28 protein-coding genes and 2 tRNA genes are annotated in these 22,647 nt (G+C 68.0%); 14 read left to right on the top strand and 16 right to left on the bottom strand.

What is annotated here, in order from left to right:
• The first annotated feature begins 39 nt into the window (after positions 1-39).
• The 6 genes from gyrB (at position 40) to EV653_RS26895 (ending at position 6,112) form a co-directional block, all read left to right on the top strand.
• Positions 40-2,100: a DNA topoisomerase (ATP-hydrolyzing) subunit B gene (gene gyrB, locus EV653_RS26915; protein WP_134106440.1), complete on the top strand. Its 2,061-nt coding sequence runs from the start codon at positions 40-42 to the stop codon at positions 2,098-2,100.
• 42 nt (positions 2,101-2,142) lie between these two features.
• Positions 2,143-4,800, top strand: a complete 2,658-nt coding sequence (gyrA, locus tag EV653_RS26910; protein ID WP_134106439.1) for a DNA gyrase subunit A — start codon at positions 2,143-2,145, stop codon at positions 4,798-4,800.
• A 377-nt stretch (positions 4,801-5,177) separates the two neighbouring features.
• Positions 5,178-5,681, top strand: coding sequence for a DUF3566 domain-containing protein (locus EV653_RS42280; RefSeq protein WP_134106438.1), 504 nt, complete (start codon positions 5,178-5,180; stop codon positions 5,679-5,681).
• Positions 5,682-5,778: 97 nt separating this feature from the next.
• Positions 5,779-5,852: transfer RNA gene (locus tag EV653_RS26900), tRNA-Ile, on the top strand.
• A 42-nt stretch (positions 5,853-5,894) separates the two neighbouring features.
• Positions 5,895-6,026 carry a DLW-39 family protein gene (locus tag EV653_RS42275; protein ID WP_238160117.1) on the top strand — a complete coding sequence of 44 codons (132 nt, stop codon included), beginning with the start codon at positions 5,895-5,897 and terminating at the stop codon, positions 6,024-6,026.
• Positions 6,027-6,036: 10 nt separating this feature from the next.
• Positions 6,037-6,112 (top strand) — tRNA-Ala (locus EV653_RS26895).
• 76 nt (positions 6,113-6,188) lie between these two features.
• Here the strand turns inward: EV653_RS26895 and EV653_RS26890 are convergent.
• Positions 6,189-6,446 carry a hypothetical protein gene (locus tag EV653_RS26890; RefSeq protein ID WP_134106437.1) on the bottom strand — a complete coding sequence of 86 codons (258 nt, stop codon included), beginning with the start codon at positions 6,444-6,446 and terminating at the stop codon, positions 6,189-6,191.
• Positions 6,447-6,564: 118 nt separating this feature from the next.
• On the opposite strand from EV653_RS26890, the gene EV653_RS26885 reads away from it, so the two are divergent.
• On the top strand, positions 6,565-7,224 hold the full coding sequence (locus tag EV653_RS26885) for a DUF402 domain-containing protein (protein WP_134106436.1): 660 nt from the start codon (positions 6,565-6,567) through the stop codon (positions 7,222-7,224).
• A 66-nt stretch (positions 7,225-7,290) separates the two neighbouring features.
• Here EV653_RS26885 and EV653_RS26880 read toward each other — a convergent pair whose 3' ends face one another.
• From EV653_RS26880 to EV653_RS26840, 9 genes are all read right to left on the bottom strand, one after another.
• Positions 7,291-7,683 carry a YciI family protein gene (locus tag EV653_RS26880; RefSeq protein WP_134106435.1) on the bottom strand — a complete coding sequence of 131 codons (393 nt, stop codon included), beginning with the start codon at positions 7,681-7,683 and terminating at the stop codon, positions 7,291-7,293.
• A gap of 180 nt (positions 7,684-7,863) precedes the next feature.
• A complete protein-coding gene (locus EV653_RS26875) occupies positions 7,864-8,223 on the bottom strand; it encodes a hypothetical protein (RefSeq protein ID WP_134106434.1) in 360 nt (119 codons plus the stop codon).
• Between the two features lie 41 nt (positions 8,224-8,264).
• Positions 8,265-8,720: a hypothetical protein gene (locus tag EV653_RS26870; RefSeq protein ID WP_134106433.1), complete on the bottom strand. Its 456-nt coding sequence runs from the start codon at positions 8,718-8,720 to the stop codon at positions 8,265-8,267.
• A gap of 25 nt (positions 8,721-8,745) precedes the next feature.
• A complete protein-coding gene (locus EV653_RS26865; protein WP_134106432.1) occupies positions 8,746-9,291 on the bottom strand; it encodes a dihydrofolate reductase family protein in 546 nt (181 codons plus the stop codon).
• A 79-nt stretch (positions 9,292-9,370) separates the two neighbouring features.
• A complete protein-coding gene (locus EV653_RS26860) occupies positions 9,371-9,838 on the bottom strand; it encodes an NUDIX hydrolase (protein ID WP_134106431.1) in 468 nt (155 codons plus the stop codon).
• Between the two features lie 24 nt (positions 9,839-9,862).
• Positions 9,863-10,384: a DinB family protein gene (locus EV653_RS26855; RefSeq protein ID WP_134106430.1), complete on the bottom strand. Its 522-nt coding sequence runs from the start codon at positions 10,382-10,384 to the stop codon at positions 9,863-9,865.
• Positions 10,385-10,486: 102 nt separating this feature from the next.
• Positions 10,487-10,978 (bottom strand): NUDIX hydrolase, encoded by a 492-nt coding sequence (locus tag EV653_RS26850; protein ID WP_134106429.1) that lies wholly within the window; start codon positions 10,976-10,978, stop codon positions 10,487-10,489.
• A 10-nt stretch (positions 10,979-10,988) separates the two neighbouring features.
• Entirely contained in the window at positions 10,989-11,684 is a 696-nt protein-coding gene (locus EV653_RS41345; protein ID WP_166679566.1) for a VOC family protein, read from the bottom strand.
• A 43-nt stretch (positions 11,685-11,727) separates the two neighbouring features.
• Positions 11,728-12,120: a nuclear transport factor 2 family protein gene (locus EV653_RS26840; protein ID WP_134106428.1), complete on the bottom strand. Its 393-nt coding sequence runs from the start codon at positions 12,118-12,120 to the stop codon at positions 11,728-11,730.
• A 54-nt stretch (positions 12,121-12,174) separates the two neighbouring features.
• Between EV653_RS26840 and EV653_RS26835 the strand changes: the two genes are divergently transcribed.
• From EV653_RS26835 to EV653_RS26820, 4 genes are all read left to right on the top strand, one after another.
• Positions 12,175-12,726 (top strand): TetR/AcrR family transcriptional regulator, encoded by a 552-nt coding sequence (locus EV653_RS26835; RefSeq protein WP_202871823.1) that lies wholly within the window; start codon positions 12,175-12,177, stop codon positions 12,724-12,726.
• Positions 12,727-12,763: 37 nt separating this feature from the next.
• Positions 12,764-13,543 (top strand): LLM class flavin-dependent oxidoreductase, encoded by a 780-nt coding sequence (locus tag EV653_RS26830; RefSeq protein ID WP_134106426.1) that lies wholly within the window; start codon positions 12,764-12,766, stop codon positions 13,541-13,543.
• Between the two features lie 64 nt (positions 13,544-13,607).
• Complete coding sequence (locus EV653_RS26825; protein WP_134106425.1) at positions 13,608-14,246, top strand: SDR family NAD(P)-dependent oxidoreductase; 639 nt, start codon at positions 13,608-13,610, stop codon at positions 14,244-14,246.
• Between the two features lie 68 nt (positions 14,247-14,314).
• Positions 14,315-14,926 (top strand): FMN-binding negative transcriptional regulator, encoded by a 612-nt coding sequence (locus EV653_RS26820; protein ID WP_134106424.1) that lies wholly within the window; start codon positions 14,315-14,317, stop codon positions 14,924-14,926.
• Here EV653_RS26820 and EV653_RS26815 read toward each other — a convergent pair.
• From EV653_RS26815 to EV653_RS26800, 4 genes are all read right to left on the bottom strand, one after another.
• The gene (locus EV653_RS26815; protein ID WP_134106423.1) at positions 14,923-15,555 is read right to left on the bottom strand and encodes a response regulator; all 633 of its coding nucleotides are present in this window, start codon (positions 15,553-15,555) and stop codon (positions 14,923-14,925) included. The two genes, EV653_RS26820 and EV653_RS26815, sit on opposite strands and share 4 nt — an antisense overlap.
• Entirely contained in the window at positions 15,552-16,769 is a 1,218-nt protein-coding gene (locus EV653_RS26810) for a sensor histidine kinase (protein ID WP_134106422.1), read from the bottom strand. Before EV653_RS26810 ends, EV653_RS26815 begins: the two co-directional genes overlap by 4 nt.
• A gap of 1 nt (position 16,770) precedes the next feature.
• On the bottom strand, positions 16,771-17,184 hold the full coding sequence (locus EV653_RS26805; RefSeq protein ID WP_134106421.1) for a hypothetical protein: 414 nt from the start codon (positions 17,182-17,184) through the stop codon (positions 16,771-16,773).
• A gap of 113 nt (positions 17,185-17,297) precedes the next feature.
• On the bottom strand, positions 17,298-18,125 hold the full coding sequence (locus EV653_RS26800) for an endonuclease/exonuclease/phosphatase family protein (RefSeq protein WP_166679565.1): 828 nt from the start codon (positions 18,123-18,125) through the stop codon (positions 17,298-17,300).
• A 248-nt stretch (positions 18,126-18,373) separates the two neighbouring features.
• Between EV653_RS26800 and EV653_RS41340 the strand changes: the two genes are divergently transcribed.
• Positions 18,374-19,024 carry a VanZ family protein gene (locus EV653_RS41340; protein WP_166679564.1) on the top strand — a complete coding sequence of 217 codons (651 nt, stop codon included), beginning with the start codon at positions 18,374-18,376 and terminating at the stop codon, positions 19,022-19,024.
• 83 nt (positions 19,025-19,107) lie between these two features.
• Here the strand turns inward: EV653_RS41340 and EV653_RS26790 are convergent, their stop codons facing one another.
• On the bottom strand, positions 19,108-19,710 hold the full coding sequence (locus tag EV653_RS26790; protein WP_134106418.1) for a pentapeptide repeat-containing protein: 603 nt from the start codon (positions 19,708-19,710) through the stop codon (positions 19,108-19,110).
• A 334-nt stretch (positions 19,711-20,044) separates the two neighbouring features.
• Between EV653_RS26790 and EV653_RS26785 the strand changes: the two genes are divergently transcribed.
• On the top strand, positions 20,045-20,935 hold the full coding sequence (locus EV653_RS26785; protein ID WP_238160115.1) for an NAD-dependent epimerase/dehydratase family protein: 891 nt from the start codon (positions 20,045-20,047) through the stop codon (positions 20,933-20,935).
• 4 nt (positions 20,936-20,939) lie between these two features.
• A complete protein-coding gene (locus tag EV653_RS26780) occupies positions 20,940-21,695 on the top strand; it encodes a protein phosphatase 2C domain-containing protein (protein WP_166679563.1) in 756 nt (251 codons plus the stop codon).
• Here EV653_RS26780 and EV653_RS26775 read toward each other — a convergent pair.
• Entirely contained in the window at positions 21,683-22,636 is a 954-nt protein-coding gene (locus tag EV653_RS26775) for a DUF4328 domain-containing protein (RefSeq protein WP_134106417.1), read from the bottom strand. The two genes, EV653_RS26780 and EV653_RS26775, sit on opposite strands and share 13 nt — an antisense overlap.
• Positions 22,637-22,647: the final 11 nt, after the last annotated feature.

Below are 22,647 nucleotides of genomic sequence, written 5' to 3'. Positions count from 1 at the left end.
ATGCCTCGCGAACGCGGGGTCCGAGGAGGACAACCACCGGTGACCGACGAGCCGATCGAGATCGACGCCAACCAGTCCGCCGACCCCATCGGCAACCCCGCACCCAGCGAGGCGCTCCCGGAGATGCTCGACCAGATCCCGTCGAACGTCGTCGAGCGGGAGTACGACGCGAGTGCGATCCAGGTCCTGGAGGGACTGGACGCGGTCCGCAAGCGCCCGGGTATGTACATCGGGTCCACCGGTGAGCGCGGACTGCACCATCTTGTCACCGAGGTGGTCGACAACGCGGTCGACGAGGCGATGGCCGGGTACGGCGATCGCATCGTCGTGACGCTGCTGGCCGACGGCGGTGTCCGGGTCGAGGACAACGGCCGCGGTATCCCGGTCGACATCGTCGAGTCCGAGGGCAAGCCGGCCGTCACCGTCGTACTGACCGTCCTGCACGCAGGCGGCAAGTTCGGCGGCGGCGGTTACAAGGTGTCCGGCGGTCTGCACGGCGTCGGTGTCTCCGTCGTCAACGCGCTGTCCACCAGGCTCCAGGTCGACGTCAGGCTGAAGGGCAAGCTGTACACGCAGTCCTTCACCAACGGCGTCCCGGACGCCGACCTCGCCGAGATCGGCACCTCGACCTCGAACGGTACGACGATCACGTTCTGGGCCAGCGAGGACGTCTTCGAGACCACGACGTACTCCTACGAGACGCTTGCCACCCGCTTCCGCGAGTACGCCTTCTTGAACAAGGGCCTCGAGCTGGTGATCCGGGACGAGCGTCCGGACCACTTCGACGAGGACGGCAAGCCGCTCGAACAGTCCTTCCGGTACGACGACGGCCTGGTCGACTACGTGAAGTACCTGACCGGCATCCGCGAGACCGTGCACCGCGACGTGATCTCGTTCGAGGCGGCCACCGCCGACGACACGATGAGCCTCGAGGTCGCGCTGCAATGGAGCGGCTCGTTCCAGGAGTCGGTGCACACCTTCGCGAACGCGATCAATACCCACGAGGGCGGCACCCACGAAGAGGGCTTCCGGGCCGCGCTCACCTCACTGGTGAACGGCTTCGGCGAGGACCAGGGCATGATCAAGAAGAAGGAGGACAGGCTCACCGGCGACGACATCCGGGAGGGCCTGACCGCGATCATCTCGGTCAAGCTCGCCGAGCCGCAGTTCGAGGGCCAGACCAAGACCAAGCTCGGCAACACCGAGGTCAAGGGCTTCGTCCAGCGCGTCGTCAACGACAAGCTCGGCGCCTGGTTCGAGCAGAACCCGGCCGAGGGTCGCGAGATCATCCGCAAGGCGTCCGCCGCGGCGAGCGCCCGGATCGCGGCCCGCAAGGCCCGCGACCTGGCCCGCAACCGCAAGGGTCTGCTCGGCGGCGGCGGCCTGCCGGGCAAGCTGGCCGACTGCCAGTCGACGAACCCGGAGGAGTGCGAGGTCTACATCGTCGAGGGTGACTCGGCGGGTGGCTCCGCGAAGGGCGGCCGCGACCCGAAGTTCCAGGCCATCCTGCCGATCCGCGGCAAGATCCTGAACGTCGAGAAGGCCCGGATCGACAAGGTCCTGCAGAACAACGAGGTCCAGGCGATCATCTCCGCGCTGGGCACCGGCATCCACGAAGACTTCGACGAGGACAAGCTCCGGTACCACAAGATCGTGATCATGGCCGACGCCGACGTCGACGGCCAGCACATCCGGACCCTGCTGCTGACGCTGCTGTTCCGGTTCATGCGCCCGCTGATCGAGCGCGGTCACGTGTACGCCGCACAGCCGCCGCTGTACAAGATCCGCTGGAGCAACCAGCCGCACGAGCTGGCCTACACCGACCGCGAGCGGGACGGCCTGCTCGAGGCCGGCGCCGAGGCCGGTAAGAAGCTGCCCAAGGAGAACCCGATCCAGCGCTACAAGGGTCTGGGCGAGATGAACGCGAACGAGCTGTGGGACACGACGATGGACCCGGCGAACCGGGTGCTGCTGCAGATCACCCTCGACGACGCGATCCGCGCCGACGAGACGTTCCAGACGCTGATGGGCGACGACATCGAGGCGCGGCGCAGCTTCATCCAGCGCAACGCCAAGGACGTTCGCTTCCTCGACATCTGATCTTGCTGCCCTCCAACGTACTGATCTGAACGGGACTTATTCATGACCGAGACCCCCACCTCGCCCGGCCACGACCGGGTCGAGCCGCTCGACCTGCAGACCGAGATGCAGCAGTCGTACCTCGACTACGCGATGGCGGTCATCGTCGGCCGCGCGCTGCCCGAGGTCCGCGACGGCCTCAAGCCGGTGCACCGCCGCATCCTCTATGCGATGTACGACGGCGGTTACCGGCCGGACCGCGGCTTCAACAAGTGCTCGCGCGTCGTCGGTGACGTCATGGGTCAGTACCACCCGCACGGCGACTCGGCGATCTACGACACCCTGGTCCGGCTCGCGCAGCCGTGGGTGATGCGCGCACCGCTGATCCAGGGCCAGGGAAACTTCGGTTCCCCGGGCAACGACCCGGCGGCCGCGATGCGGTACACCGAGTGCCGGATGGCGCCGCTGGCGATGGAGATGGTCCGCGACATCGACCAGGACACGGTCGACTTCCGGCCGAACTACGACGGCAAGTCGCAGGAGCCGGTGATCCTGCCGGCCCGCTTCCCGAACCTGCTGGTCAACGGCTCGTCCGGTATCGCGGTCGGTATGGCGACGAACATCCCGCCGCACAACCTGCGAGAGGTCGCGGCCGCGGTCGACTGGGCGCTGGAGCACCCGGACGCGACCCGTGAGGAGCTGCTCGACGCCTGCCTGCAGCACATCAAGGGCCCGGACTTCCCGAACGGCGCGCTGATCGTCGGCTACAAGGGCATCGACGACGCGTACCGCACGGGCCGCGGCTCGGTCACGATGCGCGCGGTCGTGGACATCGAGGAAGACGCGAAGGGCCGTACCAGCCTGGTCGTCACCGAGCTGCCGTACATGGTCAACCCGGACAACCTGGCGCTGAAGATCGCCGAGCTGGTCAACACCGGCAAGGTCAACGGGATCGCCGACATCCGCGACGACAGCTCGTCCCGGACCGGCCAGCGCCTCGTCGTCGTGCTGAAGCGTGACGCGCAGCCCCGCGTCGTACTGAACAACCTCTACAAGCACACGCAGCTGCAGGACACCTTCGGCTGCAACATGCTCGCGCTCGTGGACGGCGTACCGCGGACGCTGAGCGTCGACCTGTTCATCAAGCACTGGATCGACCACCAGATCGAGGTCATCCAGCGGCGGACCCGCTTCCGCCTGCGCGAGGCCGAGAAGAACGCGCACATCTACCGCGGGTACGTGAAGGCGCTGGACGCGCTGGACGAGGTCATCGCGCTGATCCGGCGCAGCCCCGACGTCGACGAGGCGCGGACCGGGTTGATGCAGCTGCTCGACATCGACGAGATCCAGGCGCAGGCGATCCTGGACATGCAGCTGCGCCGGCTGGCTGCCCTGGAGCGGCAGAAGATCATCGAGCGGTTGCAGGAGCTCGAGGCGATCATCGCCGACCTCGAGGACATCCTCGCCAGCCCGGAGCGGCAGCGCACGATCGTGAAGGACGAGCTCGGCGAGATCGTCGAGAAGTACGGCGACGAGCGGCGTACCGAGATCATCGCGGCCGACGGCGACCTGTCGGTGCAGGACCTGGTTCCGGACGAGGAGGTCGTCGTCACAATCTCCCGTGGCGGCTACGCGAAGCGGACCAAGACCGACCTCTACCGGACCCAGAACCGCGGCGGCAAGGGTGTCCGCGGCGCCGCGCTGCGGGCCGAGGACGAGATCAACCACTTCTTCGCCACCACGAACCACCACTGGATGCTGTTCTTCACGACCAAGGGCCGGGTCTACCGGGCCAAGGTGTGGCAGCTGCCCGAGTCGGCCCGTGACGCCAAGGGCTCGCATGTCGCCGGTCTGCTGTCGTTCCAGCCGGACGAGGAGATCGCGCAGGTTCTGACGCTGCGCGACTACGACCAGTCCGACTACCTGGTGCTCGCGACCAAGAAGGGGCTGGTCAAGAAGACCGCCCTGCGGGACTACGACTCGGCGCGGCAGAGCGGCATCATCGCGGTCAACTTCCGCGAGGAGGACGACGAGCTGATCGGCGCGGACCTGGCCACCGCTGAGGACGACCTGCTGCTCGTGTCCCGCAAGGGGCAGTCGATCCGCTTCACCGCGAACGACGAGCAGCTGCGGCCGATGGGCCGGGCCACCTCCGGCGTGACGGGCATGAAGTTCCGCTCCGGCGACGAGCTGCTGTCGATGTCGGTGATCCGGGCCGGATCCGAGGAAGACGCGCAGTTCGTCTTCACGGTGACCGACGCCGGATACGCCAAGCGGTCGCGGGTGTCGGAGTACCGGCAGCAGGGTCGCGGCGGTCTCGGCATCAAGGCGGTGAAGCTGAACGACGAGCGCGGTTCGCTGGTCGGCGCGATCATCGTCGTCGAGGACGACCAGGTGCTGGCGATCAAGGCGAGCGGGCAGGTCGTCCGCAGCCGGGTCGACAGCGTGCCGGTCAAGGGCCGCGACACGATGGGCGTCCGGTTCGCCGGGGTCGGCGAGTCCGACGCCGTCGTCGCGATCGCGCGGAACACCGATCTGACCGTCGCTCTGGAGGAATCGGAGGCGGCCGAGGAGGGTACCGTCACCGAAGGTGCCCAGAATGTGGACGGATCGACAACCGAATCCACCTCTGAGAGCGTCCAGAATGATGACGAACGTTCGACGGACGTGGACGGCGCGGCTACCGTCGAAGACGACGAAGCCGGCCAGGAGGGTGACTGATGACCAACCGCGCGAGGCCGACATGGCCTGAAGGTGCGGCCGACAGCTCCAAATCCCAGCGCACCGCGCCGGGTGGGAAGCCGTCTGCCGCCCCGGCCAACCCGGCTTCCAACGGTCGTTCCAATGGTGCGCCGGGCGGCCAGCCGAGGATTACGAACGGTCAGCGCCCCTCGTCGTCGGAGTACCGCCCGCAGCCGCGGCCGGCCACTCCCGGCGCCGGCGCTCCGGCGCGTCCTCAGCAGCCTGCTCCCAGCACCCCGGGCCGGCCGGAGCCTTGGTCTCCGCCGGGTACGACGCCCGCCGCGGCTGCCCCGCCGTACGAGGCTCCGGCGGCTGCCGGGGGTCCAGGGGCGAAGACCGAGTCGTTCGGTGACCGGGTGAGCGCTGCGCGTCAGGCGGTGCTCGACAAGGCCTCCGCGGTGACCGCTGCCAAGCCGGAGAAGGTCGACCGGGAAGAGGCGCGGCAGGCGCGGCTCGCCGAGAAGGACGCCAAGACCTCCAGCCGGCCGCAGACCCGCAAGGCGCGGCTGCGGATGTCCCGGATCGATCCGTGGTCGGTGATGAAGACGGCGTTCCTGCTGTCGATCGCCTTCGGGATCGTCACCTGGGTCGCGGTCTTCATCATCTGGTCGGCGATCGGTGCGGCGGGTGTCTTCGACAACATCAACAGCACCGTCCAAGAGGTCCTGGGTACGCCGACCGCCGAGCCGTTCCGGGTCGAGAACTACATCAACACCGGCAAGGTGATGGGCTTCACGACGCTGCTGGCCTGCGCCGACGTACTCATCATCACGGCGCTCGCAACGCTCGGATCCTTCCTCTACAACATCGCCGCCACGCTGCTCGGCGGCCTCGAAGTCACGCTGGCGTCGGAGGACTGATTTCTCCGGCCGGGCCCTGGTCGGGCCCGGCCGGAACCGGTTTGGGAGTAGAGCACTTGGTGCGGTAATCTCTCCCGGGTTCGACACCGCAGTACGCGGGCCTATAGCTCAGACGGTTAGAGCGCTGCCCTGATAAGGCAGAGGTCACTGGTTCAAGTCCAGTTAGGCCCACCCTCACGTATGTGAAACCCCCCGATCCCCCGAGGAGTTCCAGTGCTGAAGAAGCTCCTGCTGGTGCTGCTGGCCGGCATCGGTGGATACTTCGCCTACAAGAAGACCCAACAGTCCCGCGCCGACAAGGACCTCTGGGCCGAGGCCGTCGACCCGGTGACCCCGGGCCGCTGACCACCCTCACGGGGGCGTAGCTCAACTGGCAGAGCACTGCCTTTGCAAGGCAGGGGTTAGGGGTTCAAGTCCCCTCGTCTCCACCATCAAGTTCGTGCAGATCAGAGCGCGATTCTCCGCGCCCGCCGAACGGCCCGCCCTCCGCGTTTGAGGCAGCGATCGCTAGTCGTCATCCTCATCTACGCGAAATGCATCGACAGCTCGCTCGCGCAGGATGTCCAGTTGGACGGTGAGAACGCCGATGACCTCCTCGATGTTCATACCCTCGGTCTCGCGGAAGGCCCAGCTCGGACGGCCTTCGTCGTCTAGGGCCTTGACCAGCACGATGCCTTCCAGAGCGGTCCAGCCTGGTAGTAGCGCGGGCACTCGAAAATTGTCGCCCAAGACCTGCCCAATCGGTTCACCGTAGTCGTTCGACATGCCCTGCATGCTGCCAGGTGATCACGGCTGCCTGCTACCGAAGTTGCTAACAGCGCCATGGGCCGGATCGTCATGGCCGGGCTGCGGCGTGGCCTGGAGGCGGCCTTAGCATGGCCCGATGGTCTTCGCTCCTGGTCGATCGATCGCCCGTCGCGACGTCCACCTCAACGGGATGATCGCCGCGGTGCAGACCACGCGGGTTGTGCGTGACGACGCGGAGGCGCTGCTCACCTGGACTGCGGCAGGATCGGACTGCATGCTGCGCGGCACTCGGGACGGCGCATCGATCCGGAAGATGTCGCTGGCGGAGCGCGACCGTACGCCGTCCATGCTCTGGCCGCGGCACTGGGAAGGCCGGCACGTGCTGATCCGCACCGAACCCGAGGCCGACCATTCGGTGTGGTGGTTCTTCGACCTGGAGATGCGGTTCGAAGGCTGGTACGTGAACCTGGAGTCCCCGGTACGCCGCTGGTCGGCCGGGATCGACATCCTCGATCACGCGCTCGACATCCTGGTCGCGCCCGATCGCAGCTGGTCGCTGAAAGACGAGGACGAGTTGGCCGAGCGTATCGATCACCCGGCGTACTGGACGGCAGCCGAGGCGGACCGCATCTGCGCCGCCGCCGAACGCATCATCGGCGACATCGAGACCGGCCGCTTCCCGTTCGACGGCCGCTACACGGATTTCCGCCCCGATCCATCATGGAAACCAGCCGCCCTCCCCCCGTACTGGGACAGCGAGGTGGCGTCCCACCGCTCGTCAGCGCCAATCACCTGATCCAGACGCCACCTTCGATCCTCAGGCGATTGGCTTGTCGGCCGCGGCCGCGCGGGTCTTGCTGGATCAGGCGTCGTCGGCGGGGTGGGCCCGCTGGGCGACCTCGCGGATTAGGGCGTCTGTTTCGGGGTCGGGCATTAGTTCGCGGACTTCCTGGGTGCAGCGGCAGGCGGTGGCGATCTTGGCGGCCCACTTCAGGGCTTCCTCGCGGGTGGCGACGTTGACGACGGAGAAGCCGCCGACGACCTCCTTCGTTTCTGGGTACGGGCCGTCGGTGACCAAACCGTCCGGGTCGACGAGGGTTGCCTGCTGCCGCTCGAGGCCGCCGCCGTACACCCAGACGCCGGCGTTCACGGCCTCGCGGACGACCTCGTGCGAGGCCTTGCCGACGTCGGGCCAGTCCTCGGCGGGGATGTGGTCCATCGCGCCGTCATTGAACGTGATCAAGTACTCCGTCATCCCACGACTCCCATGTCCCGGCGGCCGCTTCGACCGCCTCTCGCCTGTACTACGAACTACTTGCCCCGAATCCGACGCTATGCCAAAAGAAGTTCTGTGGGGACTCCGCCGCCCGCGCGCTCCCCGGTATGCGAGGTCGGTGAGCTGGCCTGGGAACTGGGCTCGAACTGACAGGCGGACTCAGGTTGTGGCGTCCCACTGGTAGTAGTCGGGCTCTGGGTCGACTGGGAAGCGGACGGCGTCTATCGTCGTCAGGCCGCTGAGCCAGGCCTTCGAGATTCTGTGGCCGCCGTCCATCAAGCGCCCGTCCGCGGACAGGATCACCGGGTAGCTGAGGTCGGCCTTCTGGATGAGGTCGGCATGACGAGCGACCATTCGGCAGGTGACGGACCTGCCGCCGAACCAGCAGTCCTCGTCGAACTCCTTGATCGCGTCGATCGGTACAGCTTCGACAGGAAGACCTTCGGCCAACTGCCAGAGTCGTTCGGTCAGGTAGAACGCCCGGCCACCGGGCACGGCGCGCGAGTGTCGTTCAGGCATCGCACCATCATCATCCGTTGGGCCTCCCACCGCGCGCCGATTTACCGCATACGGCGCCACTTGCGGATGCTGCGCAGCGAAACGTCGCCCAGTGCAGCCGCGATTGCGTCGTACTGCGAGCGGTTGACGCGGATGACGATCGACTGGGCCTCGTCGGAGAGGGACACGATGTCATGGCCGGCGGAGCTCCAGACGGTGGCGTCGTACGCCCAGGGTGCGAACTCCACGAAGGCCGACCAAATCTCGTCATCGGCGTAGGCGATGATGCCGGTTTGGGCGTAGCCGCCGCGTTCGACTCGACCCGTCCGAGCTGCAACACCGCGAAGAACCTCGGCGGCCGATAGGACGCCTGACGGCCAGTCCGCGGAAGCGATCGGTATGTCGGTCTCATAGCGGTTCACGGAGCCTTGCACTGATCGCAGGATCAGGCGGGCTGCCCGCGCCGCGTCGGCGTGACTCGAGCCATCGCTGACGATGAACCTCTCCAGCGTGGTCATGCCGACAGCATCTCCCACCGCTTGCTTAGTGGACGACTCGGTAGTCGATGAGGAGGTGGCCGGTGGGTGTGGTGGTGGAGTGGAGGGTCTCTAGGTGGATGGGCGGTAGGTCGGCGAGGAGTTGTTGGCCGGTGCCGGCGATTGTGGGGATGACTACGAGTCTTAGTTCGTCGATCAGGCCGGCTGTGAGGAGGGATCGGGTGAGGGAGATGCTGCCGTGGATGCCGATGTCGCCGCCTGGCTGGGACTTCAGGTTGCGGACGAAGTCGAACAGGTCGCCTTCGATGACCTGCGAGTTGGACCATTCGGGTTCGAGTGGTGTCGACGTTGCGACGTACTTGGGGGTGGCGTTGATGAACGAAGCGAAGGGCTCGATGTCGCTGGTCGGCCAGAAGCCGGCCCATTCGTCGTACGTGCGGCGTCCGAGGATGACCTCGTCCTGGGTCTCGATGAGTCTCTTGCCGCTGGCGTCCGTCTCCTCGTCCCAGCCGGTGAGGAACCTGTCCGGCGCCTCGGCGACTCCGTCGAGCGACAAGAAGTAGCCGCCGACAACCTTTCGCGGGTCGGGCATTGTGGTTCTCCTTCGGGGGGTTGGTTATCCCTTCGTCGAACGGCGCGCCGTCAGATCGACGGCGAGCCCGAAGAAGTTTCTAGGGGCAGAGGTTTGCGAGCGCGGCATCGATCGGGAACAGGGCGGTCAGCGGCTCGGTCGGGTTCCACCAGGTGGCGGCGGACATCTCGTCGTTCGGTGTGAACGGTTGTGGCGAGTCGAGCTCGCCGCGGTAGATCGCGAGGTACTCGAGCCGGTCGTCGGGTGCGACGCGGATCTTCGCGACGCCGGCGAGATCAAGCGAGTCCGCACGCTGGCCGCTCTCTTCGGCGAGCTCCCGTACGGGGGCTTCGCGCGCGGACTCGCCGGGATCGAGCATGCCGCCTGGGAGTTCCCACGCCCGGCGGTACCGGTTGAAGACCATCAGGCACTCATGACCGCACCACAGCACGACAAGCGACGCGGTCAACGGCACGGACGGGTCCAGCGTGCCGAGCTGCTCTTCACGGATTCGGTCGAAGCTGATCAGCACCGACCCGTCGGTGTCCTCGACCGGAAGCCCATCCATGGCCGTCGAGTATTCCACCGTTGGTTATTCGCCGGTGGTGCCGTCGAGGGATTCGCGGAGGAGGTCGGCGTGGCCTAAGTGGCGGGCGTATTCCTCTATGACGTGGGTGAGGATGAAGTGGACGTCGGTCGGGCCGAATTCGGGGTTGGGGATGATGCGGGTGAGGTCGTGGGGTGGGAAGAGGGATCTGGAGTCGGCGCAGGCGGAGAGGTAGTCGGTGTACACGGTCCGGGCCGGGGTGGGGTCTGACTCATCGAACCAGTCCGTGTCGGCGTTGGTGAGGTACGGGAAGTACTGCGGGGTGGTGCCCGCCAAGCGGTGCTGTAGCCAATAGCGCTCGACGCCCTGCAGGTGGCGCATGAGGGACAGCAGGGTCAGGTCCGACGATGGGATTGCGCGTCGACGGAGCTGGGCATCCGTCAGACCCTCGCATTTCCACAGGAATGCGGCTCGGTGGTAGTCGAGGTTCGAGGCGATCACTTCCAGCCAGGTACCCGACAACGTCCGCTCCGGGCGGACGATCTTCTCGATCACGATGTCGCTCATACCTGTCCGATGCCTGGCGTGCGTGCCGATCGACAGGAGGTGTCGACAAATCTGCGCTGGTTCACGGTCAGCTCAGGCGGGCGAGGCGATGTACGTAGACGACTACGTCCTGTCGTTAGCGCCCAGGATGACGTCGGTGGTGGCCGCGGGTGGGACGTGGCCGGTCGGGGGCTGCGACTGGGCGAGGTTGATGCCGGTGTCTACCAAGGCGGCGCGGTCGAGGGTCGGGACAGCGGTGAGAGGCGTCCACACCGACTCGGCGGTTTCGCCGTTGGGTTCGGGGCGGAGGGTGCCGGCGGTGATCCGGACGGCGTAGAAGATGCCGATGTTCTGGTGGTCCTCGGGGCCCGGGTGGTGGCGTTCGGCGGCGGGGATTATCCGCGAGTCGACGCCGAGCAGGCGCTCGACCACGGCCGTGCAGCCGGTCTCCTCCGCGACCTCGCGGACCACGGTGTCGAACGGGTCCTCGCACGGTTCGACTCCGCCGCCGGGGAGCGTCCACCAGGTGCCGTCGCCGTACGGCGAGACGTACCGCGCCAGTAGCACTCGTCCGTCCTCGATGCACACGGCATACGCGGCCAGTCGTCTGCTCATCCACGCGACTCTAGATGCAGAACGGATGACCGGCCGGGTCGGCGTACACGTGGTGATCCGGACCGCTCGTCTGCAAAGCCTCCGCGCCAACGGACAGAGCATGAGCGCGAGCAGCCGGCACGTCGGACGTGAACAGGTCCAGATGCACCTGCTGCGGGTACGCCGGATCGGGCCAGCGTGGAGCGGGTGATGTGCTCTGCTGGAACGCGAGCTCGGGGGTGCCGGCGAGGACCACACGGGACGGCGTGTCGAGCGAGCGCTCCGGCCGGTCAAGCAGCGAGCTGTAGAACGCAGCGAGAGCTTGCGGGTCAGGGCAGTCGATGACGATACGCCGGATCTCCGCGCGGTCGGCCGGCTCGGAGTACAAGCAGAAGGGGTGCCCGATCGGATCGGCGTACACCCGCCACTCGCCGTTGTCCCGCAGCAGCTGAGCCCCAGGCGGCGCGAAAGATGAGGGTACGGCGAGATCGAGATGCATCTGCTGCGCTCCATCGGGCCACCCCGGCGGCTGGTAGTCGATCGGCCCGTCGCCGAACGCGAGCTGCAGGTCGGACGCCCCACCGCCGATGACGAACCAGTCCTCGCGAATGATCTCCATCCCGAGCAGGTCCGCGTAGAAGGTGGCGACCGGCCGAGCCCCGCGGTCGTAGCTCTCCGGCGTGTCCCCCGGGCACGCGAACACGACGTTCCGAATCGTCAGGCTCACCCTTCCACCTCACCCGAGAAGCCCAGCCGACGCAACGGTCGAGTCAGGTCAGATCAGGGACGGAATGTGCACCCACGTAGTCGCGGAACAGCTTGATCTTGCCGTCCTGGATCCGGAAGACCTGGATGCAGGTGGCTTGGAACGGTACGTCGGTCGTGGTGTGCCGCGCCTCGGTGACCAGTTCGAGGATCACGACCTCGGGATCGGTGGTCCGGTGCAGCTGGACCGTGCGGAGGTCTGTGATCTCGACGGCACGGGTGCCGGCCTTGAGTGAGAACTCGCGGATCGCCTCGCGGCCGACGAGGCGGTCGGGCACGCCTTGGAGGGCGAACGGCATCTCGATGACACCGTCCTCCGCGAAGAGGTCGGCGAACGACTCGAAGTCGCGATCGATCAGGTACTGGCGGCGCAGGTCAAGTACTTCCTCAGGAGTCATTCAACGACCGTAGAACGAAATTCGCAGAGATTCAACACCTGTAGAATGAATTCGGTGAACGAGACCACCCGCGACCGCCGCCGGATCGAGACGCAGGACCGGATCCTGACCGAGGCGCGAAGACTGTTCGCCGAGACCGGGTACGACCGGACGACGATCCGCGCTGTAGCCGCCGCCGCGCAGGTCGACCCGGGCCTGGTGATGCATTACTTCGGCAGCAAACAACAGCTGTTCGCCCGTGCGGCCGAGACTGAGAGCCGGCCGATCGTCGAGGGCACCGCCGAAGAGGTCGCAGAGCAACTCCTCGAGCGGCTCCGCGCGTCGCTGATCGACGAGCCGGTTGCCTCCCTCGCGGTGTTGCGCTCGATGCTGACGCACCCCGATGCGGCCGACGAGGTCCGGGGCAACGCACACGTCCGCGGCAGCAACATCGGCAAGGCGATCCACGGCGTCGACGGCGCGCTCCGTGCCGATGTGCTGAGCGCCGTACTGATCGGTGTCGTGCTCGGTCGTCACCTGCTCAAACTGGATCAGCTGGCTGATGCCGACCCGGACAAGATCGTCGAGCTGCTCGGCCCGGCGGTCCGTTCCTTGACCAAGGGCTGACGGAATACGGTCGTCCGGGCCGGGGTTGGCCCGAGGTATGAGCCTTGAGATCGGAGTCATCCTGCCGACGTCGACGCCGGATCCCGAGCGCCCGATTCTCGGCGATGTCCGGGAGAGCGCCAGGTACGCCGAGAGCGTCGGGCTGGACTCGGTGTGGTCGACGGATCATCTGGTGGCGAGCGCGCCGCTCCTCGACAGCTCCGTCGTACTCGCGACCGCGGCCGCGGTGACCGAGCGGATCACGGTCGGATACAACGTGATGCTCCTAGCACTCAGGCCGGTCGCGTGGGCGGCGAAGCAGATCAACACACTGCAACTGGTGTCGAACAACCGGCTTGTCCTCGGCGTCGGCACCGGGAATCCGGCGCATGGCGACATCGGATGGCGGGCCGCCGGTGTGAACTACAAGGAGCGAGGCCGGCTGACCGACGAGGCTCTCGCCGTACTGCGGGATCTGATCGCGGGGAAGTCCGCGAAGGTCGCCGAGGATCTCGAGGTGACGCTCTCCCCCGGTTCGCCGCTGCCGCCGATCTTTGTCGCGGGCAACGGTCCGCGCGCACATCGGCGAGCGGCGCGGTACGCCGACGGCTGGGCGACGATCGCGGCAACCCCTGCCGAGGTCCGTACCAACCTCGACCGCATCAACGAACTTGCCGACGGCAAGCAACTGAAGGCCACCGTGGTCGCACCCCAGCTCAACGGCAACGCCGCCGAACAACTGGCCGAGTACGAAGCCGCCGGCGTCGAGCGCATCATCCTTCCGCCCACCGGCGACTGGCGCCGCGACTACGACAAGGCAGCCGAACTGCGGAACTAGCTGTTCAGTTTCAGTCGGCACCCCCGTGCTATGTCGGTGACGCGTCACCTTTACTCTCGAGAGTATGGCTGGAGTTGTGGTGGTGGGGGTCGGACCCGGTATCGGTCTCGCGGTGGCCAAGCGATTCGTGCGGGAGGGGATGAGCGCCGGACTGATTGCGCGCTCGGAGTCGACGGTGAAGGCCGCCGCGGAGCAGCTCGCCGGCGCCGACGTACTGCCGCTGACCGCCGACGTGACAGATGAAGCCGGCCTGCGGTCGGCCCTCGATCGGATCGTCGAGGCGTACGGCGTACCGGAGGTCGTCGTGTACAACGCGGCCCTCATCCAGTCCGACCGGATCGGCGACCTGACCGCGCAGCAGCACCGGGATGCCTGGGCGGTGAACGTGGTCGGCGCGATCACCACCGCCGCGCATCTCGCACCCGCGATGGCCGAGCGTGGCAGCGGGTCGTTCCTGATCACCGGCGGGATGCCGCTGCCGAAGCCCGACTACGCGAGCCTGTCGCTCGGCAAGGCCGGTGTCCGCGCGCTCGTCACGCTCCTGCACCAGCAGTACGGCGCGGCCGGCGTCCACGCGGCAAGTGTCACCGTGAGCGGCGGCGTCGGGCCGGGCACCGGGTGGGAGCCCGACGAGATCGCCAACCACTACTGGCGCCTCCACCAGCAGTCGCCCGCCGACTGGATCGAGGAGATCGTCATCTGACGTGGTCTGGTGAAAGGCTGGTCGGATTGGACCTGCCGTTCAACCGAGTCGGTGAGGAGACTTGTGCTGTGTATGTTCCCAAGCACTTTGCCCCTGACGAGGACGCAGTACAGGAACTGCTGGCCAACCACGGCGCCGCCGATCTGATCACGATGACGGCGGACGGGCTGCTGGCGACCATGCTGCCGTTCATCTACGACCGCCCGCGCAACGTGCTGCTCGGACACGTTGCCCGCAACAACGATCACTGGCAGCGCGAGGCGATCGGCGACGCGCTGGTGATCATGCGCGGCCCGAACGCGTACGTGTCACCGGCCTGGTACGCGTCCAAGCAGGAGCACGGTCGCGTCGTACCGACCTGGAACTACGTGACCGCCCACGTGTACGGCGAGCTGACCGTGCACGACGACGCGGCCTGGGTCGAAGGCGTCGTACGGCGGTTGTCCGACCTGCACGAGCACGGTCGCGCCGAACCGTGGTCGGTCGACGACGCACCGGAGAAGTACGTGCAGGGACAACTGCGGGCGATCGTCGGCGTCGAGGTCCAGATCCACCGGATCGAGGCGAAGTTCAAACTCAGCCAGAACCGGCCGGCCGCCGACATCGACGGAGTGATCGACGGCCTGCACGCCGCCGGCGAAGACCCCACCGCCGCCGCGGTCAGCCGCCACCGGCCCTAGCCCGCCGCGCCGAGCAGGCCGCGTCTGAACGCCTCGGCGACAGCGGAGGCGCGGTCCGGTACGCCGAGTTTGGCGTAGATGTTGAGCAGGTGCGTCTTAACGGTCGCCTCGCTGATGAACAGGTGGGCGGCGATCTCGCGGTTCGTGTTGCCGGCGGCAACCAACTCGATGACCTCGAGTTCGCGCGGGCTGACGATGTCCGGAGTGGGCGGCGTGCGGACGTGGTTCATCAAGGTGTTCGCCACCGACGGCGCGAGTACGGACGTCCCGTCTGCGGCGGCGCGAACCGCGCGGACCAGCTCGTCCCGGGGTGCGTCCTTGAGCAGATACCCGGTAGCGCCCGCCTCGATCGCGGGTACGACGTACCCGTCGGTGTCGTACGTCGTGAGCACGAGCACCCGGGCCGTCACGCCGCGTTCGGTGAGGCCGCTGATCGCGGCCAGCCCGTTCACGCCCGGCATCTGTAAATCCATCAGGATGACGTCCGGCCGCAATGTCTCGGCCAGCTGGATCGCCTCCGCGCCGTCACCCGCCTGGCCGACCACCTCGAACCCGGGCTCGGCCGCGAACATCGCGCTCAGTCCGTCCCGTACCACCGGGTGGTCGTCCGCGATCAGCAGCCGGATCATGCCGACGCTCCCGGCAGCGGCACGGTCGCGGAGATCGCCGTACCAAGGCCCGGCTCCGATTCGATCGAGAGCGTCCCGTTCAGCGCCTCGACCCGCTGCCGCATCGCAACGAGCCCGAATCCACCGGCCACGGACGGAGTACCGCGGGACGGATCGAACCCGGCGCCGTCGTCGCGGACGTCGAGCGCGACCTCCTTCTCCATGTACGACAGCGTCACACCCACCCGGGTTGCGTGCGCGTACTTCGCGACGTTCACGAGCGCCTCCTGGGTCGCACGCAGCAGAGTCGACTCCGCCTCCGGTGTCATCACCCGCGGCGTGCCGGTCGTGGTCAGCTGTGCGTCGATGCCGTGCAGCGCCGACCACCGCCGTACGACGTCTGCGATCGCCTCGCTCAGCGTCGCCGACTGCAGCGGCTGTGGGCGCAGCGCGTGGACCGAGCGCCGCGCCTCGGTCAGGCTCTCGCGGGCCAGGCCGACCGCGGTCGACACGTGCCGCCGCCAGTCGTCGGCGTGCTCGGCGGCCCGGAGTTGCGTGACGATCCCGGTCAGACCCTGCGCGAGGGTGTCGTGGATCTCGCGCGCCATCCGCTGGCGCTCGTCGATGACGCCGGCTTCGCGGGCCTGGGTCAGGAGCTGCTCGTGCAGGTCCGCGTTCTCGGCGAGGGTTGCCTCGAGCCGGCGATTGGTCTCGGTCAGCGCGTCGACCGCGTCCTGCCGCTGCTGGCTGAGCACCTCGTCGCGTCTACCGAGCCACGCGGCCAGACACATCCCGGCCACGTTCACCCCGATGACGGCGGCGCAGCCGAGCAGGCCGAGCACGTCGGTCTTGGGGAGGTCGTACGACTGTGCCCACCCCGCGATGACCGCGACGGCCCCGATCCCGATCAGCTCGCCGGGCCACGACAGCAGGATGAAGGTGTAGAAGTAACCGGCCGGGGTGAGGAACCCGAACCATGGATCGCGGGCCACGAGTACGGCGAGCAGCAGGACGAAGCCGGCGATGAAGATCGCCATCGGACGGGTCTCGCTCCGCCGCGCCGGGCGGAGGGTGAACATCCCGAGGGTCCACAGCGCGATCAGCGCGCACAGCACCAGGTCGACGGTCAGCGACCCGGGCTGTTCGCGCTTGATCAGGACGGTGACGGCGGCGATGCACGCAAGCAACACGTACGGCACCACCGTCAGCCGCCGCGGCCAAGCCTGCTCCTTCATGTCAGTTAGTGAACACCGAGCGGAGGTGCTTGCCGTTCACCAGCAGGGCGACGCCGAACAGCAGTAGTCCGCAGACGGCCTGCTCGCCCTTCATCCAGAGCGGGAAGACGCCCGGCAGCGAGATGATCACGACGATCGCGACCAGCATCACCGCCGACACGATCCGGAGCCGGAGGTATCCGCGCCGCGAGCCGCGTGCCGCGCTGCGGGCGAACAGGAAGGTCAGGAGCGCGCTGCCGACGACGATCGTGCCGCGGGTCCAGACCGCGTCGTTCACCATCGACGGGTGGTTGCGCAGGGCAATGATGGCGATCAGGGTCAGCACGCTGATCGCGAGGTAGCTTGCCACCAGCAGTTGCACGCTCCGCAACGCGGCCGCGCTCCGCGGGTGTTCGACGTTCACCGGGGTGGTCATCTTCGGTCTCCGTTTCGGGGTCGATCTCGATACCCCGACTCTCCCGTGACGGCCCCGCTCCCCACATCGCCCAGCCGGCCTGATCGCCCTCCACCGATCGGTTGATCCCGCGCTCAGGCGGAGCGGTGCCGCCAACGGAAATCGCACACCACGGCCCGGTGATCGGACGGGAAGATTCCGTCTACGGAGTCGCCCGCGAGGACGGCCGACTCGACATTGACGAGCTGATCCTCGTGGCCCGGCCGGTACCAGATGTGGTCGATCCGCTGGTCGACCAGTTCCGGACCGGCCTCGAGCGGCGCCGACGGATGGGTCGACGGCAGCGTCACAGCCTCCGGCGTACCGCCGCCGGCCACCCAGGCGTCGAGCAGGACGTCGCGGAGCGGACGAAGTACTGCGCTGTCGGCGGCCGCGTTCAGATCGCCCATCACCAGCGACGGGCACGGCCCGTCGGTGGAGGGGTCCGTCCCGAGATCGGCCAGCAGTGCCGCCTGCGCCAGTCTGTCGTCGCTGAAGGTGGTCGCGTGCTCCAGGCAGGCCACGGCGATCGGCAGTGGTCCGGCCGGATGAGCCACCCGGGCCCGCAGTACGACGGGATCCCAGGACCGGTGACGGGCCGGCATCGGGATCGCGTCGTGCTCGACGATCGGCCATCGGCTCAACAGCGCGACGCCGAGCTGCACGCCGTCGTGATCCGGCGTCAGGATCGGTTCAGGCGTCCGCGGGTACGACGGTGCCGCGAACACCGCGTGGAACCCGAGCGCCGCGGCGAACTCGTGCGCCTGCGTCGTCCCACCGGCGGCCCAGACCTCCTGCAATGCGATCACGTCGGGATCGAACCGCTCGATCGTCGCGAGGATCCCGGGTTGCCGTTCCCGCCAGCGTGGACCGAACCGCCACCAGATGTTCCAGGTCATCGCGCGAAGCTGTGGATCGGCCACGGGGGGGCTCCTTCCGGCTCGGGTGCGGACCCCCGGTACCCACCCCGGGCAGGCACATGATCGTTGCCCTAAGCATCTTTCTTCCGTGTCAATTTGTGCACGGACTGTCACGGAGAGTTTGCGGCTGCGTGCAGATGTCCGGACACCTCTGGCGGCGGTGGGATCGGTCGGCAGATTGTCGAGTCAGGCAACGACATCGACGAGGAGAAGGTTCGAGGCAGCCGTCGACCACGGGAGGGTCCGGACGCGTGCTCGAGACTTATCGCGGTATCCCGCACTTGTTGGACACCTGGCTCGTGCTCACCGGCATGACCCTGCCGATCGCCCTTTCCGCGCTCCGCCGTCCGGGAGACCTGATCCCCCGGCTGGCCGCGTTCTGCATGCCGGCCGCGTTCGCGCTGATCATCGCGGCGACGCTCAGCCCGACCCCGCACCGCCTCGGGCAGATCGGCGAGTGCGGCACGCACCTGACCACGACAGGCGGGCTGACCTCGCTCCAGGGCCTGCTGAACATCCTGCTGTTCGTCCCGGCCGCCGGCATGCTCACACTGGCCAGCGGCAGGCCAGGCGACGGAATCGCCGCCGGGGTCGGGATGTCGGCCGCCGTCGAGGCGGTGCAGGCGCTGATCCCCCAGCTGGGCCGTTCGTGCCAGCTGCACGACCTGATCGCGAACTCGATCGGCGCCGTCTGCGGAGTCAGCCTCGCAGCCGGTCTGCAGAGCCTGACCCGGAGCCGCTACCTCGTCGTCACCCCGCAGTACGTCGTCGAGCACGCCGCGCTCCTCGTCGTACGACGATCGCGGCGGCCGGCTCGTCATCGGCGTGGAACCTTCGTCCCGGCGAACCGGCCGGGCGCACCGGTCAGATATCACAGAACGAACACACAGTTATCCGGATAGTTATCCACAGGTTGTGGATAGAACGGGGGATGACCGCGTGACTACCTGGGGATATCCACAGCGCCGATGCCTGCCCCGGCCGGTCACGGCCGGACGTCCAGCCCGAGGGAGGCGGCGACGACCATCGCCTGGGTCATGTCGATCCGGGCGTCCCGCAGGGTGACGGTCAGCGGATCGAGCGTCGACAGGTCGGATCCGCGCAGGTCGGCGCCGGTGAGATCGGCGCGCTGGAGGCTGGCTCCGGACAGGTCGAGGTCTCGCAGCGAAGCCTTGGCCGCCCGGATCCCGGTCAGCTCCGCCTCGCGGAACTTCGCCCCGCTGAACTCGGTCCCCTTCAGGTCCGCGCCCGGGAGGGCGGTGAACGACCAGTCCCCGCCGTTCACCTTCAGCAGGTTGTAGGTGCAGTCGTCGAAGAAGCTCCCGACCATCTTGCAGCGGGTGAACGTCGTGTCGAACAGCGAGCACCGGACGAACGTGCAGTTCACGAACGCGGCGTCGGTGTGCGTCGAGGCGTTGAACCGGACCCCGCGGAACGTGCACTCCTCGAACACCCCGCCGCGGTTGTCCACCTCGGTGAGGTCGGAGTCGACGAACAGCACCCGCCGGTAGGTCTGCCCGGACGGATCCGCGTCGTCCCAGTCCCGGATCGTCGACTCGGTCGGCACGCCTCGACGTCGGTCAGCCATGTCTCTCCCTCACTCGGTGACGCCCCCACCCTGCCACCTCCCACCGACCCCTCCCACCGACCCCTCCCACCGACCCCGGCCACCGACCCCGCCCCTACCCGCCCTCACGCCGGCCCCGCACCGGGAGTGGCCGTCTCAGGGGTCAACCCCTCAGCCGGCCGCTTGCCCCCGGAGAATCAGCCTCCGCAAGCGTCAAGCTGCGGGGTTGACCCCTGAGACGGGCGCGCCGACTGGATGGTCGGTCGCGGTGGACCGAGACCCGGCCGACACAGTTGTGATGCTGACGACGGAGAACGGTAGGGCCACCGACAAATACGAACCGCACGATGGAGGGGTGACCGGAACAGAGCGGGTGATGGTGTTCGGCGCCGGGGGCTTCCTCGGTGCCAGGATCTGCGCGCTGCTCGACGACCGCGGGGTGGAGTACCGCGGCCTGAGCCGGACCCGGAGCGAGCCGTACCGGCGCTGCGACCTGGCCGCGATGCATCCGTACGCGCTGGACACCCAGATCGGGATGTACAAGCCAACCGTGATCATCAACGCGGTCGGCGCCACGCTGGGTGAGCCGGCCGAGCTTGTCCGGGCGAACGTCATCGCCGTCGAGGCGCTGCTCGCCTCGGCCCGGGACAACGCCGGGCACGCCCGGTTCGTCCAGCTCGGCTCGGCGGCGGAGTACGGCGGTGCGCCGCACGGCACGAGCCTCGACGAGCAGGCCGCGCCCCGTCCGCTCGGTCCGTACGGGCTGACCAAGCTGGCCGGCTCGGAGCTCGTCCTGCGGGCTCAGCGCGGCGGCGCGGATGCCGTCGTACTGCGGATCTTCGACGTGATCGGGCCGGGAGCGCCGGAAAGCACACTCACCGGCAGGGTGATCGAGGACCTCCGCTCGCGGCACCTGATCGAGGTCGGCTCGCTCGACGTGTGGCGCGACTTCGTCGACGTGCGGGACGTGGCCGAGGCCGTACTCGCGGTTGCCCTCGCCGACGCCACGCTGCCGCCGGTGCTGAACGTCGGGACCGGGCGCGCGACGCTGGCTCGCGACGTCGCCGGACAGTTGTTCGAGCTGAGCGGTCAGCCGGCGACGATCGTGGACGACGCCGACCAGGAGACCGCGCTCGGCGCACCGTGGCAGCAGGCCGACACCACGCTCATCGGCGAGCAGCTCGGGTGGTCGCCGAAGATCGCTCTCGACCAGTCACTCGCCGACAGTTGGGTGTCTGGACAATAGGTCCGTGGAGATCCGCTCGATCAGTGAGGCCGCGCCGGATCGGCGACCACCTGCGGTCAACGAGGACCTGGTCCTGACCGGACCCGGCTTCGCGCTCGTCCTCGACGGCGCCAGCGCTCCTCGGGTCTTCGTGGATTCCGGCTGCCGGCACACGGTCGCCTGGCTGGTCATGCGGCTGGCAACCGAGCTCGCGACCCCGCTCCTGACCCACTCGTCGGCCCCGTTGACCGACCTGCTCGCCGACGCGATCACCGCGGTCCGAGCCTCCCACGCGGATACCTGCGACGTCAGTAATCCCGACAGCCCGTCGTCCACCGTCGCGATGGTCCGCTTCGACCCGGACCACGTCGAGCATCTCGTCCTGGCCGACTCGCCCATCGTCATGCGGTCGCCTGCAGGCCGGGTCACCGTCCACAGCGACGACCGCATCGACCTTCTCCCGGACCGGACCCTCGAGACGGTACGGCGCCGGCGCAATCAGCCCGGCGGCTTCTGGGTCGCGAGCACCGAGCCCAAGGCGGCGTACGAGGCCGTCACCGGTACGACGGATCGCGCGGCCGTCGAGGCGATCGCGCTCCTGACGGACGGCGCCTCGCGCTACGCCGAGCGGTACGGGCACTCGTGGGAGGAGCTGGTCGACGTACTCACGACCGAAGGTCCGCGGCAGTTGATCGACCGCGTGCGGCAGCACGACAGCGCGTCCACGTCGAGCGGCAAGCAGTACGACGATGCGAGCGTCGTCCTGCTTCAGGGTCCGTAGGTCGGGAAGTTCGGGCCGGGGCGGTGGTACCGCGGGGCGTACTGCGGAGGCCCGAACGGCCGCGGCAGGTCCTGGATCGGTGGCGGGGTGGCGCGGGTGTGCTGCCAGTCGGTGACCTGGAGCATCAGGAACGACGCGGCGACCGCGGCGACGATCAGCAGGACGGTCGCGACCGTGAAGCCGATGTCGACGCCCAGCGCGACGCGGACCATGAAGTCCTGCATGTCGTAGATGTCGACGTACGGGCTGCCCGCGTCGCTGCTCTCCGACACCTGCACCAGCCGGACGAACCAGACGATGAACCCGATCACCGCGACCGCGCCGCCGCCGACGAGGATCACCCAGAACGCGGTCCAGGTCGCCCACCAGCTGTACAGGAGCGTGCGCACGCGGCCGGACCGCGGCGCTTCGGGCGGTTCGCTGGCCCTGGTGATGTCCTGCACGATCTGGAACGGGTACCAGAACTGGACGATCGGGCAGAACCAGGCGCCGACGACCCAACCGGTCGCTCGCCGGTGCGGACCGCGCACGGGGTCAGCGGGGAAGGCCGGGCGCGGCGCGAAGGGTGAGTAGAGGAAGTCGGTGTTCTCGCGGGCCTGCCACAGCCAGATCAGGAAGGCGATCCCGGTCCCCATCAGCAGGTAGCTGACCAGGTTCAGCAGCGGGCCGGTGCCCGAGATCGACTCGACGCCGCGGTCGATCTCCTCCTCGGAGAGCAGCCCGTACACGAGGCGCTTGACCTCGTCGTACGAACGCCAGAGCAGCACGGACTGGATCACCGCCGCGAGCGAGGTCAGCCCCATCAGCACGATGCTGACGATCGCGACCTTCCGCAACGGCCGGTACCGCGGCATGATCGGCGCCGGGTACGGCAGCGGCGGATACGGCCGTTGCTGGTACGGACTCGGTCCTTGGTACGGCCCTGGATACGGCTGAGTCACCCTTCCACCTC

The organism is Kribbella pratensis (assembly GCF_004365355.1).
Classification (GTDB): Bacteria; Actinomycetota; Actinomycetes; order Propionibacteriales; family Kribbellaceae; genus Kribbella.
This window is presented reverse-complemented; position numbering and strand designations above follow the sequence as displayed.

Bases quoted from the DNA above. Each gene is read 5' to 3' on its own strand.
- EV653_RS26815 (WP_134106423.1), bottom strand. From the start codon at position 15,555: ATGATCCGGCTGCTGATCGCGGACGACCACCCGGTGGTACGGGACGGA.
- EV653_RS26805 (WP_134106421.1), bottom strand. From the start codon at position 17,184: ATGACCACCCCGGTGAACGTCGAACACCCGCGGAGCGCGGCCGCGTTG.
- EV653_RS26830 (WP_134106426.1), top strand. From the start codon at position 12,764: ATGAGCCTTGAGATCGGAGTCATCCTGCCGACGTCGACGCCGGATCCC.
- gyrA (WP_134106439.1), top strand. From the start codon at position 2,143: ATGACCGAGACCCCCACCTCGCCCGGCCACGACCGGGTCGAGCCGCTC.
- EV653_RS26865 (WP_134106432.1), bottom strand. From the start codon at position 9,291: ATGCCCGACCCGCGAAAGGTTGTCGGCGGCTACTTCTTGTCGCTCGAC.
- EV653_RS26860 (WP_134106431.1), bottom strand. From the start codon at position 9,838: ATGGATGGGCTTCCGGTCGAGGACACCGACGGGTCGGTGCTGATCAGC.
- EV653_RS26870 (WP_134106433.1), bottom strand. From the start codon at position 8,720: ATGACCACGCTGGAGAGGTTCATCGTCAGCGATGGCTCGAGTCACGCC.
- EV653_RS26855 (WP_134106430.1), bottom strand. From the start codon at position 10,384: ATGAGCGACATCGTGATCGAGAAGATCGTCCGCCCGGAGCGGACGTTG.
- EV653_RS26885 (WP_134106436.1), top strand. From the start codon at position 6,565: ATGGTCTTCGCTCCTGGTCGATCGATCGCCCGTCGCGACGTCCACCTC.
- EV653_RS26810 (WP_134106422.1), bottom strand. From the start codon at position 16,769: ATGAAGGAGCAGGCTTGGCCGCGGCGGCTGACGGTGGTGCCGTACGTG.
- EV653_RS26790 (WP_134106418.1), bottom strand. From the start codon at position 19,710: ATGGCTGACCGACGTCGAGGCGTGCCGACCGAGTCGACGATCCGGGAC.
- EV653_RS26850 (WP_134106429.1), bottom strand. From the start codon at position 10,978: ATGAGCAGACGACTGGCCGCGTATGCCGTGTGCATCGAGGACGGACGA.
- EV653_RS26880 (WP_134106435.1), bottom strand. From the start codon at position 7,683: ATGACGGAGTACTTGATCACGTTCAATGACGGCGCGATGGACCACATC.
- EV653_RS26825 (WP_134106425.1), top strand. From the start codon at position 13,608: ATGGCTGGAGTTGTGGTGGTGGGGGTCGGACCCGGTATCGGTCTCGCG.
- EV653_RS26890 (WP_134106437.1), bottom strand. From the start codon at position 6,446: ATGTCGAACGACTACGGTGAACCGATTGGGCAGGTCTTGGGCGACAAT.
- EV653_RS26840 (WP_134106428.1), bottom strand. From the start codon at position 12,120: ATGACTCCTGAGGAAGTACTTGACCTGCGCCGCCAGTACCTGATCGAT.
- EV653_RS26875 (WP_134106434.1), bottom strand. From the start codon at position 8,223: ATGCCTGAACGACACTCGCGCGCCGTGCCCGGTGGCCGGGCGTTCTAC.